Origin of the sequence: Pseudoalteromonas tunicata, from assembly GCF_002310815.1 — a bacterium.
Taxonomy (GTDB): Bacteria; Pseudomonadota; Gammaproteobacteria; order Enterobacterales; family Alteromonadaceae; genus Pseudoalteromonas; species Pseudoalteromonas tunicata.
In genome coordinates this window covers 1,957,664-1,972,387 of the sequence record NZ_CP011032.1, presented here as the reverse complement: position 1 = coordinate 1,972,387, position 14,724 = coordinate 1,957,664, and the positions used below count along the sequence as shown (strand labels likewise).

The following is a 14,724-nucleotide window of genomic DNA, read 5'->3' as shown; positions in this document are numbered from 1 at the left end:
AGATTGCTGGTTTAATGTTCAAAAACCCGGTTGTTAACCGTGAAGTAGCGAATAAGTAACGCGGCGAGTTTTTCCTTTACGATTGGTTTAGTTAAATAGTCATTCATACCACATTCAATCGCTTTATCATGATCTATCTGCATGGCATTGGCCGACAAACCACAAATTAGGAGATCATTGTAACCGAGTTGACGTAACTCTTTGGTTGCCGTATAGCCGTCTTTTACCGGCATTTGAATATCCATTAGGATAAGATCAATTTTTTTAGTCTCTTGTACAATATCGAGCGCTATTTGACCATTCTCGGCCATAATCACCGTTACGCCCAATTGCTTGAGCATTTCACTGGCAACAATTAAATTAATATGATTGTCATCGACCAGTAGCACTATTATTTCTGAGTCAAAGACAAATGTTTGTTCACGTGGTTTGCTTAGTGATGATAATGGTGTTATTTCATCGCTGAATAATTTCTTTAGCTGTGAGGGTAGTATTGGCACAGTCAAACATGAAAATTGAAAGTCATTTTGAATCCCTTGCAACATAGATACTTGGTTATTTTCGCATAATAAACAAACAGACACAGTTTTGTTTTCTAATCTCCGCAGCACTTGTGCAATATCTTCAATATCATCCGTCTCTTGTACATCTATAAGCACAAATTTTATATCTGCATGCTCTGTAAAGTCGATGGCATTGAGGTTATCGGCACGTAGTAATGCGCTTTGCAGATAATCGCAATAACGTTGATTCAGTAACGGAAGTTCTTCGTTTAAATAAACGATACTATTTGGTTTTAAACTTGAGCAATCGAATAATATATCTGTTTGGTCAACAACATCGAGCATCAGCTCAACACAAAAGCTGCTTCCGACATCAGGGGTTGAGTTAACAGATATTTCACCACCCATAAGCTTAACGAGCTGTTTTACAATGCTTAAACCTAGGCCTGTACCACCATATTTTCGACTAATAGAACCATCGGCTTGAATAAAAGCATTAAAGATATTATCGATTTGTTGCTCCGTTAGACCGACTCCTGTATCGCTTACACTAAGAATTAATTTAATTTGTTTGTCGTTATTAGGAATTGCTTCAAATAATACAGTGATCGTTATGCTACCAATTGAGGTGAATTTGACTGCATTAGTACACAAGTTAAATAATATTTGATTGACCCTAAGCGGATCTCCCATAAAAAGTCTGGGTAAGTTTGGGGCAATTTCACAATTTAAATGGAGGTTTTTTTCGTAGCTTCGCGGGGCAATATTAGCAATCAAATTATCAATAATTGCTTCAAGTGAAAACTGAATGTATTCAATACTGAGTTTACCGGCTTCAATTTTAGAAAAGTCTAAAATATCATTAACTAGGCTCATCAGGAGATTAGTTGAATAAGCCGCCTTATCTAAAAAATCACGTTGGCGGTGAGTTAATTCGGTTGCAAGGCACAAATCAATTAATCCTGAAATACCATTTATAGGAGTTCTTATTTCATGACTCATATTTGCTAAAAATATGCTTTTAAATTCAGTTGCTTGTTCTGCTTTTTCGGTCGCTTTCAATAAGTCTTGGTTAAGTTGATTCGATTGTGCTAACAAAGAGATGGTATTTTTATTGTTTTTCTGAAAAACATGCGCGGCTCTAGCTAACTCACCAATTTCATCTTCTCGTTTTAGATTTGGAATTCTTTTAATGTCTTCTGCATCAGCTAATTTTCTAAAAATTTCTGTTAACGATTTGATGGGGGTAATAATCCGATAAACAAAATAGAGTGCGCAGGTGATTGCCGCCAAAATACCAATGAATGCAATGATATTGTTACGCAGTTGGGCATGAGTCAAAGTGGCTTTAACTTGTTCATTGGTTGTTGATAATTGCGACGCAACATACTTATTAAGCTGCTGACTTAAATATAAAAATTCATTTGCAGAACCTGTCATTACAACATTGGTGAGAAAAACATAACCCCGAGTCACTTGGCTTAATTTCGCAAAATCATTTTTTATTATTTGTAACTGTTTTAAAAGAGGTTCAGCTTGTGTCGGTTGAACAAGCTGGCTTGCTTGCGTGATATGATGATTAAAAAGAGTAATATTTTCGTAGTCTTGGCTTAAAAGATACAGCAGTGCAATATTTCTGCTTTGACTTAAATGGTTTAAAAGCTGATTTTTATTTTGGGCTGCTAACCCATTATAAGCAATCACTTGCTGTTCTAATTCAGCTAACTCAACCAATAATTTTTGATTAAACAGTATTTCACGTTGCCGGCGACCATCAATCACGGCAAGAAAATTATCATGATAATCTTTTAAATGTTGTTTCATTCGGAAAATATAATCACGATATTTTATGGCATCAATATCATTAGATGACATTGTATCAAGGGTATCTAAGCCTTGTTTAATTTCTTGTAAAATAGTATTAAAACGATTGATGATTGAATCATTAGCTGTTTCTTTGTAGATAAGTACGTTGCGCTGTAAATCAAGTACACCACGCTCCACTTCGCGAACTAAACCAACTTTTGTGACTGCTTGTTCTGTTAAATCAATACCAGAAATAAACGAATCCTGATTCGTATACGATAAATAAATTTGTACTAATAATGCAGAGGCTAATAAACCTAGCATAAAATAGATTTGTGCTTTAATAGAATTAAACACAGTAATCTCTACGTACTGAGGAATTCATACCACTTTTGCAAGCTATATTCATACGTTGGCATAACTGTATTCCATACAGCAACATGACTGAGTCTTTTTTCATAACTTCCACCTGTTCTCATGTGTCCTTTTTTAACTGATATAAGCCCATCAGTGCCTGTTAGATCTGAAGTGGCAATTCTTCCTTGATACCAATAGTTCCATTCGTCCATGGATAGAAATAATTTAGATCGCTGTGGATTTGAAATATAATAGCCCTGTCTTGCGATAAATGCACCGGGCCAACCTGATAACCACCAATTCATATAGTCGTAGGCGGCATCTTTTACGTTGCCTTTAGCCATTGATGATAAACACATAACACCATGCCAACCGCGGTAGCCTTCTTTCGGAGCTGCGAAATTTACCGTGACATTTTGACCATTTAAAGCCGAGACTGCAGGTGAAAACATACTTTCAATATGAACTCGTTCAGTTTTCATAAATTCAACAGATTCTGGCACTGAAGTCCAAAAACCACTGAAGTGATTTTGCTGTTTGAATTCGAGTAATATTTTAAAAAGTTGGTTTAATTCACTTTTTGTCATCGCTCCAATATTATTAAACTGCATTAGCCCTTGTGCTTGAACTGCTAAAGCCAAGTCAAATAATCCAATCGTTGGCGCATTAATAATGCCGACTTTTCCACTGTAAGCGGGGTCAAGTAACCAACCCCAGCTTTCCGATTCGTAAGGCACACCTTTTTTAATAAAATTCGTATTATAGCCAAATGAATCAACATTATGGACATAAGGTAGAAAACTGAGTTGGTCAGTATGATCTTCACCTAAAGAACCATCATGCTGTACATGAAGGAGTTTATAAGGAGCATCACCAGCACCTATCTTCGCATCTGGCGTTATTCGTCCCGTTTTAGTTAATGAGTTAATCTCACCCCAATTTTTAATACGATTTTTTTCAATTGGTTGGATTGCACCACTGTGCCACAATATATTGATACTGTTTGACCATTGTTCATACAAATCAAAAGATTGAGGAGACATAGACGCTTTTTGCAGTACTTGGGCGCTACCTTTCGCCTCAAAAACCAATTCAATGCCTAAGTCTTTCATGGCTTGTTCACGAATAGCTTCTTGCAAGGTAACGTGCGTTCCTAAAATGCGTAAAACAACCTTTTGTTTGGAAAATACAAACGGGACTTTAAAAGCTGCAGTAGTCGCAAGAGTAGAAATAGCGATTTTTTTTAAGGCTTTTCGACGAGTAGGGTCCAATTAGTTGATTTCCATTATAAGTTTGTTAAACAGTACCGTATAAAATTAGTTCACAAAAAACAGCTTTTCAATAAGTTAAAGTAATTTAGGCATTTAATAATAAACTAACATTCATTTGAGGTTAGTTTTCGGAGTTTCAATGCAAGTTCGAAGCGAGATTATATCTATTCAAACTGAAACAGGGCCTATGCGCACTGTACAATTTTCACCTGTTGGCTTAGATAGCGCGGCAACAATTATTTTTTATTCAGAGATATTTCAATTGACTGCACCAATTATGCGTTCAGCACAAGTATTGGCAGGTCATGGCTTTAATGTATTAGTGCCAGAAATATTTCATGAGTTTAATCCTGCAGGAACTGTGCTTGAGTATGACGAAGCAGGTAAAGATAAAGGCAATGCGGATAAATGGCAAAAGCCATTAACATATTATGATAGCGATGTTGTAGCTCTGATTAACTATTGCCATAACAGTGGTACAAGTAGTGGTGGAATAGGGGTGATGGGGGTGTGTATTGGTGGCCATTTGGCTTGTCGTGCAGCTCTTAACCCTGCAATTAAAGCCGCGTTTTGTTTATATGCCACCGATATTCATAGCGATACGTTACCTGCAGATCCCAAAGAGCAAACATTTGCGCGGTTAGATGAAATAGCCGGGGAAATTCATTTTATTTGGGGTAAACAAGACCCCCATGTGCCAAGAGATGGACGATTAAAGCTGTATCAAAAACTAAATCAGTCAGCAATTAATTATCAATGGCTAGAAGTGAATGCAGAACATGCTTTTATGCGAGATGAAGGTGAGCGGTACGACCCAGCGTTAGCGCTGGAAATGTATCAAAAAGCGGTGGCATTGTTCCATAGAACACTACGTTAAGAGCTTTTACGTTAAGTTCTATCGTATTTAGGCAAAAAAAATCCCTCTTGCGAGGGATTTTGAGGGTTTCTCAGTATCTTAGACACTGGGAATGAGGTCGGTACATTTAACTGTTAAGCGAATACCATCTCTGGAATATCGCCTTCAACAATTAATTTACCTGCTGTTTTGCTGATGATTTCATCAACACTAACACCAGGCGCGCGTTCTAATAAGTAAAACGCGCCGTTTTTCACTTCGAGTACAGCCAAATCAGTTACGATTTTTTTAACACAGTTAACACCGGTAAGAGGTAACTCGCAGCGTTCTAATAATTTTGATTCGCCCGCTTTATTGGCGTGCATCATAGTAACGATAATATTTTGCGCGCCTGCAACTAAATCCATTGCGCCGCCCATGCCTTTGATCAATTTTTTAGGGATCATCCACGAGGCGATAGAACCATTTTGATCAACTTCAAATGCGCCGAGTACGGTTAAGTCGACATGGCCACCGCGGATCATAGCAAAGCTTTCGGCACTGTTAAATATGGCAGCACCAATTGCCGCTGTAACGGTTTCTTTACCCGCATTAATCATGTCGGCATCAACAGCATCTGCTGTTGGGTAAGGACCCATGCCTAATAAACCATTTTCAGACTGTAGCATAACTTCAATCCCTTGTGGGACATAGTTTGCAACTAAGGTCGGAATACCTATTCCTAAGTTAACATAGAAGCCATCTTGAAGTTCTTGAGCAACGCGCATTGCAACTTGTTCACGTGATAAAGCCATAATTATTCTCCGTATTAGTTACGTGTTGTCACGCGTTCGATACGTTTTTCAAAGCAACCTTTGATCACGCGATTAACATAAATGCCAGGTGTATGGATTTCTGACGGATTTAATTCACCTGGTTCGACAATTTCTTCGACCTCAACAACGGTAATTTTACCTGCCGTTGCTGCAATTGGATTGAAGTTCATTGCGGTATGGCGAAAAACCAAATTACCATAGCGGTCAGCTTTCCACGCTTTAATAATGGCAAAGTCACCGGTGATTGATTCTTCTAAAATGTATGGGCGACCATTAAATTCTTTGACTTCTTTGCCTTCAGCAACAGGAGTACCAAAACCAGTTGCAGTATAAAAAGCGGGGATCCCAGCACCACCGGCACGCATTTTTTCAGCAAGTGTACCTTGCGGAGTGAGTTCAACCTCTAATTCACCGCTGAGTAGTTGTTGCTCAAAGAGGGCGTTTTCACCAACATATGATGCAACCATTTTTTTAATTTGTTTGTCTTTTAATAAAATGCCCAAACCAAAATCATCCACACCACAGTTATTTGAAACCACAGTTAATTCTTTGGTTTGCTTGCGTTTAATCTCAGCAATTAACCCTTCAGGAATACCACATAAGCCAAAACCACCGGCAATAATGGTATCGCCATCTTTTAAACCTTGCATCGCCTGCTCGTAGCTTGTCACTACTTTATCAAAACCGGCCATGGCCAACTCCCTTAATAATTGTTAAGCGTTTAATTTACTGCGTAAAGCGTTCGATACTTTGCTGACAGCTGATTTATTTAATGCATCAGAAATCAGCCATCCCGCTTTAGCAAGCCTTTCTAAATCAATTCCACACTCAATGCCAAGCCCTTGCAGTAAGTAAACTACATCTTCGGTGGCAACATTTCCTGACGCACCTTTGGCATAAGGGCACCCACCTAGGCCTGCAACTGCACTATCAACCGTTGCTATCCCTAGGTTTAGGGCCGCGTAAATATTTGCTAACGCTTGGCCATAAGTATCATGAAAGTGCACAGCTAGCTTATCTACAGGTATTTGTTGAAGTAAGGTGGTGAGCAATTGTGTGACTTTAAGAGGTGTGCCTACGCCAATTGTATCACCAAGGCTTATTTCATAGCAGCCTAGGTCTAATAACGCTTGGCTCACTGCCAATACTTGTTCAGGTGCCACATCACCTTGGTAAGGGCAACCCATGACACAGCTCACATAACCGCGCACTTTAATACCGTGCTCTTTGGCAAATGCCATTACAGGCTCAAAACGGGCAATACTTTGCTCTATTGAACAGTTAATGTTTTTTTGGCAAAACGCTTCGCTCGCGGCTGTAAAAATTGCAAACTCTTTAACCCCAGCATTTAAGGCTGCTTGTGCGCCTTGTAAATTGGGCGTTAATGCTGCTAATTCAACATTGGGTAAATTTAATGCATTAATTACATCAGCAGAATCTGCCATTTGTGGCACCCATTTAGGTGATACAAAGGCACCGGCTTCGATGTAGCGTACGCCAGCATGTGCTAAAGCATTAATTAATGCAACTTTAGTCTCTGTTGACACTTGGGCTTCGTTTTGTAGTCCATCACGCGCACCGACTTCAACAATTTTAACATGAGCAGGAAAATGATTAATCATTGTTAGGGCTTGCCTCTACAATTGCAAGCATTGCGCCATGGGTAACAAGCTCACCTTCGGCAAAACAATAACTCATCAGTTGACCATCAAATGGAGCAGCCAAGGTGTATTCCATTTTCATCGCTTCAATCACCACTACGCCCATACCTTCGGTTACTTGGCTGCCAATTTCACATAAGTGCTTGACCACTGTGCCATTCAGCGGAGCAGCTAATGAGGCGGCAGCATTTTTAATTTCGCTAATGTAATGTTTATGCTTGAATTTATAATGATGTTGGCTGGCTAAATACATTAAATCAATGGCGTGAGCCTCTTGATCGTAATAAAAATCAGCGGTGTATTTTTCACCATTAATTGTTGCTGTGATCGATTGCTGTTCAATAAATGCTTGGGCAGCAAACTGATTGCCATCAAGGGTTATCACATAACCATGCTGACCTTCAATTGCGCTAATTGTTTGAGGTAAATCGAGGGCAATATGAATTTTATTATGTTGATTAAGTCTAAAGCCTGCTTGTTTATCCCATGCATCTGCTGACTCTTTATTCTTTATCAATGACAGATAAAGCAACGAAGCAAGGACTAAACTAACATCTTCTTGCTGTGGGTTTACTGCGGTCAATTCATCCAAATTGTGGGCAATAAAATGTGTATCGGGTTGTGCTGTCACAAACCCCTCATGTGAGGCCAATTTATGGAGAAATTCAACATTACAGCTAAAACCCGCTAAGTGAAATTGCTCAAGGGCACTTTGTAAGCGTTTAATGGCAAGTGGGCGGGTTTCATCCCACACAATAAGTTTAGCAATCATAGGATCATAAAAACTACTGATCTCAGCGCCTGCTTGAACACCAGTATCAACTCGAATATGTTTGTTTTGCAATGGTGTAAGCATGGCTTTGATGGTGCCTGAGCACGGAATAAACTCATTGCTTGGATCTTCTGCATAAATTCGTGCTTCAAGGGCATGACCGCTGAGGGTCACTTGTTCTTGCGTAAGCGACAAAGCCTGTCCCGACGCTATCTTAATTTGCCATTCAACTAAATCAACACCGGTGACCATTTCGGTAACAGGGTGTTCTACTTGCAAACGAGTATTCATTTCCATAAAGAAAAAGTCATTGCCGCACAGTAAAAACTCAACTGTGCCAGCACCAACATAATTTATAGCCTGCGCGCAGCGCACCGCGGCTTCACCCATCGCTTTACGAAGTGAATCACTTAGCATGGGGGCAGGGGCTTCTTCAATGACTTTTTGATGACGACGTTGCAACGAGCAATCACGATCGCCTAAATAAACACAGTGGCCGTGACTATCAGCAAAAACTTGTACTTCAACATGGCGAGGTTTTGTTACATAACGCTCTAAGAGAACTAAATCGTTACCAAAGCCAGCAATGGCTTCGCGTTGTGCACCTTGCAAAGCAAGTTGGAATTCATCCGCATGTTCAACCACACGCATTCCTTTACCACCGCCGCCAAAGGCTGCTTTAATTAGAACAGGGAAGCCAATTTTAATGGCTTCTTGTTTTAAAAACTCTGGATCTTGGTTTTGACCGTAATAACCTGGAACTAAAGGTACATTCGCCGCAGCCATGATTTCTTTAGAGCGAGATTTTGACCCCATCGCCGTAATAGCAGCAGCTGGCGGACCAATAAAAACTATATTATTTTTGGCACACGCCTCAGCAAATTGGTCGTTTTCTGATAAAAATCCATAACCTGGATGAATGCAATCTGCACCAGAACGTTTCGCAACCGAAAGAATTTTTTCGCTCACTAAATACGAGTCTTTACTTGGAGATGCACCAATGTGATATGCCTCATCGGCATGCTTAACATGCAGGGCATTGGCATCAGCATCTGAATACACGGCAACGGTTTTTAAACCTAAACGTTTGGCGGTTTTGATGATCCGACAAGCAATTTCACCCCGATTTGCGATTAATATTTTTTTTAACATGTTTTTACCTGCATCGTTATAGGTTAGTTTTGCCAGCTTGGAGCACGTTTTTCAAAAAAAGCACTCAGACCTTCTTGCCCTTCAGCGGATACGCGAATGGTTGCAATACGTTCAGCGGTCAGATCGGTAAGTGTTTGGTCTATCGTTTGACCTGCAACTTCTTTAATTAAGGTTTTAGCAGCCATCACAGCACAAGGTCCATTGTTTATGATTGCTTGTAAAATGCCATCGGCGCATAGGGTTAAATCATCACTAACTTGATGGATAAGACCCATTTCTAAAGCTGTATTTGCTTTGAAAACCTCTGCGGTTAAAAAGTAACGGCGTGCTTGGCGCTCACCCATAGCTTTAATCACATAAGGGCTAATAACCGCAGGAATTAAGCCTAATTTAACTTCACTTAAGCAAAATTTGGCATCGGGTGTTGATATAGCAATATCGCAACAAGCAATTAAACCCACCGCACCACCAAAGGCTGCACCTTGCACTAAACATAACGTTGGCACAGCAACATTGGCTAATAAAAACATAAGCTTGGCAAGTTGTTTGGAGTCGGCAAGATTCTTTGCAAAATCGTTATCAGCCATGGATTTCATCCAAGCTAAGTCAGCGCCGGCCGAAAAATGTTTACCTGCGCTTTTTAATACTAAAGCACGAATAGGTAACGTATTGGCATATTCAATGGTTTCAATTAGCTTCGCGATTGTTTGAGCATCAAATGCGTTATGCACACTTTGACGATCAAGTTCAATGGTCGCAATACTGGATTTTGAAATAGATAAAGTGACAGACATACAGCTTCCTTACATCCTAAATACGCCAAATTGAGAGTCGCGTTTTGGCGCATTGCTCGCAGCACTGAGCGCAAGTCCTAAAACATGTCGGGTTTGCGCCGGATCAATAATACCGTCATCCCATAAACGAGCGCTGGCATAATAAGGGTGACCTTGCTGTTCATACTGAGACACAATCGGCTTTTTAAAGTCTGCAATTTCTTGCTCAGACATGCTCAAGCCTTTGCGTGCTAAACCATCTTGTTTAACTTGGGTTAATACGCCAGCAGCTTGTTCGCCGCCCATAACTGAAATGCGGGCATTAGGCCACATCCACATCATGGTAGGTTCAAATGCACGACCACACATACCGTAGTTACCTGCACCGTATGAGCCACCAATTAATACCGTGAACTTTGGGACATCAGCACAAGAAACCGCAGTCACCATTTTGGCACCATGTTTGGCAATACCTTCGGCTTCGTATTTTTGCCCAACCATAAAACCAGTAATGTTTTGTAAAAATATCAATGGAATATTGCGTTGGCAGCACAATTGAATAAAGTGCGCGCCTTTTTGCGCCGATTCAGAAAATAAAATTCCATTATTGGCGACAATACCAACAGGATGGCCGTAGATAGATGCAAAACCAGTCACTAAGGTTTCACCAAAATAACGTTTGAATTCATCAAAAGAGGAATCATCTACCACGCGAGCTATCACTTCGCGCACATCAAAAGGTTTTTTCAAATCGGTGCCAACAATGCCGTAAATCTCTTCAGCAGCAAAGCGTGGTGGTTTAACCTCATCAAGAAGTGGTTTTGTAGGGCGTTGATGATTAATACGCGCAATACATTGACGTGCAATGGACAAAGCATGGGCATCATTTTCGGCATAATGATCGGCAACACCAGAAATTTTACAGTGCACATCTGCACCGCCTAATTCTTCTGCTGTCACTTCTTCGCCTGTTGCGGCTTTAACCAGCGGTGGGCCAGCCAAGAAAATTGTGCCTTGCTCTTTAACGATGATGCTTTCATCGGCCATGGCTGGTACATAGGCACCGCCTGCGGTACATAATCCCATGACCACCGCAATTTGCGGGATCCCTTTTGCTGACATACGAGCTTGGTTATAAAAAATACGACCAAAATGAAGTTTATCAGGAAATACTTCGTCTTGTTCAGGCAGGTTTGCGCCACCAGAATCGACCAAATAAATACAAGGTAAATGACAACGCTCTGCAATATCTTGTGCGCGTAAGTGTTTTTTTACTGTCAGTGGAAAATAGGTGCCACCTTTTACCGTGGCATCGTTGGCGATGATCATACATTCAACGCCTTTGACACGGCCAATACCTGCAACAACACCTGCACAAGGGATATCTTGCTCGTAAACACCAAACGCTGCAAATTGGCTGATCTCTAAAAAGGGTGAGCCTTCATCAAGTAGCGTGTCTATTCTGTCACGGACAAATAATTTGCCTCGGTTAACATGGCGGGCGATAAGTTCTTCGCCACCACCTTTTATTATTTTGTCGACTTGCAGGTGTAAATCATGGATTAAATCCTGCATTTTTTGTTTGTTAGCAACAAAAGTAGGATCGAGTGGATTTACCTTAGAGGTTAAAATTGTCATATCTATCCCTTAGCGACTTTCGTTAAATAACTCACGGCCAATGAGCATTCTGCGAATTTCTGAAGTACCAGCGCCAATTTCATAGAGTTTGGCATCGCGCAGTAATCGACCTGTGGCATATTCATTGATATAACCATTTCCACCTAAGATTTGAATAGCATCAAGCGCCATTTTTGTTGCTAATTCAGCAGCGTATAAAATCGCACCGGCAGCATCTTTACGAGTCGTTTCACCACGATCGCACGATTTTGCCACTGTATAAACATAGGAGCGGGCTGCATTCATTTGGGTGTACATATCCGCAATTTTGCCTTGAATTAATTGGAATTGGCCAATTGGGCTGTCAAACTGTTTACGCTCATGAATATAAGGCACCACAATGTCCATACACGCTTGCATAATACCCAGTGAGCCACCAGATAACACAACTCGTTCATAATCAAGACCGCTCATTAATACTTTGACGCCATTGTTAAGCCCACCAAGAATATTTTCTTCAGGAACTTCACAGTCAATAAACACTAATTCACAGGTGTTAGAACCGCGCATGCCTAATTTGTCGAGTTTTTGCGCTTGCGTAAAGCCAGGAAAATCACGTTCTACGATAAAAGCGGTGATGCCTTTGGCACCCGCGTTTAAATCTGTTTTTGCGTAAATAACATAAGTATGGGCATCGGGACCATTAGTGATCCACATTTTATTACCGTTTAAAATGTATTTATCGCCGCGTTTTTCTGCTTTTAATTTCATTGATACAACGTCTGAACCCGCGTTTGGTTCGCTCATTGCCAATGCACCTATGTGCTCACCTGAAACAAGTTTAGGTAGGTATTTTTCTTTTTGTGCTTGTGACCCGTTACGGAAAATTTGATTAACACATAAATTTGAGTGCGCACCGTAGCTTAAACCAATCGATGCGCTTGCACGGCTAATTTCTTCCATTGCAATAACATGTTCAAGATATCCCATGCCCGCACCACCGAACTCTTCGCTGACGGTCAAACCTAACAGTCCCATCTCACCTAATATTGGCCACAGTTGATTGGGAAACGCATTATCATGATCAGTTTTTTCAGCGAGTGGCGCGATTTCGGCTGTTGCAAAGCTATTTACGTGATCACGCAACATGTCAGCTGTTTCACCTAGGCCAAAATTCATTTCTTTATATAGTGAGATAGTGCTCATCAGGGGAACCTCTATTAATTAATCTTGTAAACTTTTAAGGGTATCGTGGCAACGACGTTCAGCTGTAACTAGCTCCATCAAAACCACTTTAATATCATCCATTTGTTGGCTTAGATGGGCTTTTTTTTCTTCTATTAATGCCAACATAGTCACCAATTGTTTCGCACTGGATTTATCTGCATCGTACAGCTCAAACAAACGGCCGGTCTCGGCTAAAGTGAAACCTAAACGTTTACCACGTAAAATCAGTTTCAATCTCACCTTATCCCGTTTACTATAAATACGAGTTTGGCCATTACGTTGTGGGCTGATCAAACCTTGATCTTCATAAAAACGAATGCTGCGTGTTGTAATATCAAACTCTTTTGCAAGATCGCTGATACTAAATGTTTGTTCTGTGTTTTCTTGATTCATACTTTCCACCTCAAATGACCGAACTAATATAAGTGAAGTTTACGTAAAGGTAAAGCGCGTGGATTTTAAAAGCATCATAACTAGCATAATATGGCTAACGAATTCTTCAGTTGTTTCACTCGTATGATCAGTTTCATTGTAAAATATGAACCAAAAACCTGAAGTGGCAACATATCTTGGCACTTTAGTTGACTTCAGATTACGCCATTTCTTTTTCAAATTTACATTTACGTTGGCGTAAACGTAAATTTTATGTATTCTCTATTCATCTTTGTTTAGGAGAATATAAACATGTCAGTACAAGACCCTATCGTTATCGTTGCAGCCAGTCGTACCCCTATGGGTGGCTTTATGGGTGCGCTAAGTGATGTTCACACCACAGATTTAGGTGCAACCGCGATTGCACATGCTGTAGCACAAAGCGGTGTATCAGTTAATGACATTGATGAAGTGATTATGGGCTGTGTACTTCCAGCTGGTGTAGGCCAAGCGCCTGCGCGTCAAGCCATGTTAAAAGCACAATTACCACTAGGAACCGGTGCAACCACAATCAATAAAGTATGTGGTTCAGGTTTAAAAGCAGCCATGTTTGCCCATGATTTAATCTCAGCAGGTTCGATTAATATTGCAGTGGCAGGCGGTATGGAAAATATGTCCGCTTCTCCGTATTTTTTACCAAAAGCCCGTGGTGGTTTTCGTATGGGCCACGGTGAAATTAAAGATCACATGATGGCTGATGGTTTAGAAGATGCCTACGATAAAAAAGCCATGGGTTGTTTTGCTCAAGAAACAGCAAATGAGTATGGCATTACACGTGCCGATATGGATGCGTTTGCCATAAACTCACTGCAAAAAGCGCAAGCTGCTATTGCAAGTGGTGCATTTATTGGGGAAGTAGCACCTGTGACATATGCGACTCGTTCAGGTGATGTTGTGGTCAGCATTGATGAACAGCCTGGCAACGCTAAAGTAGATAAAATACCAACACTTCGCCCAGCATTTGCCAAAGAGGGCACTATTACAGCGGCTAACTCTTCATCTATTTCTGATGGTGCAGCAGCCCTTGTATTAATGAAAGCGTCAGATGCGCAAGCAAAAGGTTTAACGCCCCTGTGTAAAATTGTGGCACATGCAACCCATTCACAAAAACCAGCCGAATTTACCGTTGCCCCCGTAGGCGCAATGAACAAAGTACTTATTAAAGCGGGTTGGTCTACTGAGCAAGTTGATTTATGGGAAATTAATGAAGCCTTTGCCATGGTCACTATGCTTGCAATCAACGAAATGAAACTTGATAGCGCTAAAGTAAATGTCAATGGTGGTGCTTGTGCGCTGGGCCATCCTATCGGTGCAAGTGGTGCACGTATTTTAGTCACACTGATTCATGCATTAAAAAATCGTAATTTGAAAACTGGGGTTGCCTCGTTATGTATCGGTGGTGGTGAAGCCGTCGCAATGGCAATTGAACTAATTTAAACAAAATGATGGCGCGATAATTACAATACTAGCGCCATTTTTATT

At 40.6% G+C, this 14,724-nt stretch carries 12 protein-coding genes; 2 read left to right on the top strand and 10 right to left on the bottom strand.

The genetic code is table 11. The features are described from left to right. Positions 1-11: 11 nt before the first annotated feature. Together PTUN_RS08960 and PTUN_RS08955 are read right to left on the bottom strand one after the other, a co-directional pair. The gene (locus PTUN_RS08960; protein WP_009839927.1) at positions 12-2,666 is read right to left on the bottom strand and encodes an ATP-binding protein; all 2,655 of its coding nucleotides are present in this window, start codon (positions 2,664-2,666) and stop codon (positions 12-14) included. 8 nt (positions 2,667-2,674) lie between these two features. Next, entirely contained in the window at positions 2,675-3,937 is a 1,263-nt protein-coding gene (locus PTUN_RS08955; protein ID WP_009839926.1) for an ABC transporter substrate-binding protein, read from the bottom strand. A gap of 139 nt (positions 3,938-4,076) precedes the next feature. Here PTUN_RS08955 and PTUN_RS08950 point away from each other — a divergent pair, with 139 nt between their 5' ends. Continuing rightward, positions 4,077-4,814, top strand: a complete 738-nt coding sequence (locus tag PTUN_RS08950) for a dienelactone hydrolase family protein (RefSeq protein WP_009839925.1) — start codon at positions 4,077-4,079, stop codon at positions 4,812-4,814. 113 nt (positions 4,815-4,927) lie between these two features. Here the strand turns inward: PTUN_RS08950 and PTUN_RS08945 are convergent, their stop codons facing one another. Genes PTUN_RS08945 through PTUN_RS08910 form a run of 8 tightly spaced genes read right to left on the bottom strand, consistent with a single transcriptional unit; the run spans position 4,928 to position 13,203 of the window. Continuing rightward, positions 4,928-5,587 (bottom strand): 3-oxoacid CoA-transferase subunit B, encoded by a 660-nt coding sequence (locus tag PTUN_RS08945; RefSeq protein ID WP_009839924.1) that lies wholly within the window; start codon positions 5,585-5,587, stop codon positions 4,928-4,930. A 14-nt stretch (positions 5,588-5,601) separates the two neighbouring features. Then, a complete protein-coding gene (locus PTUN_RS08940) occupies positions 5,602-6,300 on the bottom strand; it encodes a CoA transferase subunit A (protein ID WP_009839923.1) in 699 nt (232 codons plus the stop codon). Positions 6,301-6,321: 21 nt separating this feature from the next. Next, positions 6,322-7,230 carry a hydroxymethylglutaryl-CoA lyase gene (locus PTUN_RS08935; protein ID WP_009839922.1) on the bottom strand — a complete coding sequence of 303 codons (909 nt, stop codon included), beginning with the start codon at positions 7,228-7,230 and terminating at the stop codon, positions 6,322-6,324. Continuing rightward, positions 7,223-9,193: an acetyl/propionyl/methylcrotonyl-CoA carboxylase subunit alpha gene (locus PTUN_RS08930; protein WP_009839921.1), complete on the bottom strand. Its 1,971-nt coding sequence runs from the start codon at positions 9,191-9,193 to the stop codon at positions 7,223-7,225. The genes PTUN_RS08935 and PTUN_RS08930 overlap by 8 nt, the downstream gene beginning before the upstream one ends. 23 nt (positions 9,194-9,216) lie before the next feature. Then, positions 9,217-9,987, bottom strand: coding sequence for an enoyl-CoA hydratase-related protein (locus tag PTUN_RS08925; protein ID WP_009839920.1), 771 nt, complete (start codon positions 9,985-9,987; stop codon positions 9,217-9,219). 9 nt (positions 9,988-9,996) lie between these two features. Then, positions 9,997-11,604, bottom strand: coding sequence for a carboxyl transferase domain-containing protein (locus PTUN_RS08920; RefSeq protein ID WP_009839919.1), 1,608 nt, complete (start codon positions 11,602-11,604; stop codon positions 9,997-9,999). A 9-nt stretch (positions 11,605-11,613) separates the two neighbouring features. Then, positions 11,614-12,789, bottom strand: coding sequence for an isovaleryl-CoA dehydrogenase (locus PTUN_RS08915; protein ID WP_040644141.1), 1,176 nt, complete (start codon positions 12,787-12,789; stop codon positions 11,614-11,616). Between the two features lie 18 nt (positions 12,790-12,807). Then, on the bottom strand, positions 12,808-13,203 hold the full coding sequence (locus PTUN_RS08910) for a MerR family transcriptional regulator (protein WP_009839917.1): 396 nt from the start codon (positions 13,201-13,203) through the stop codon (positions 12,808-12,810). A gap of 291 nt (positions 13,204-13,494) precedes the next feature. Here PTUN_RS08910 and PTUN_RS08905 point away from each other — a divergent pair, with 291 nt between their 5' ends. Further along, positions 13,495-14,679, top strand: a complete 1,185-nt coding sequence (locus PTUN_RS08905; protein WP_009839916.1) for an acetyl-CoA C-acyltransferase — start codon at positions 13,495-13,497, stop codon at positions 14,677-14,679. Positions 14,680-14,724 lie beyond the last annotated feature (45 nt).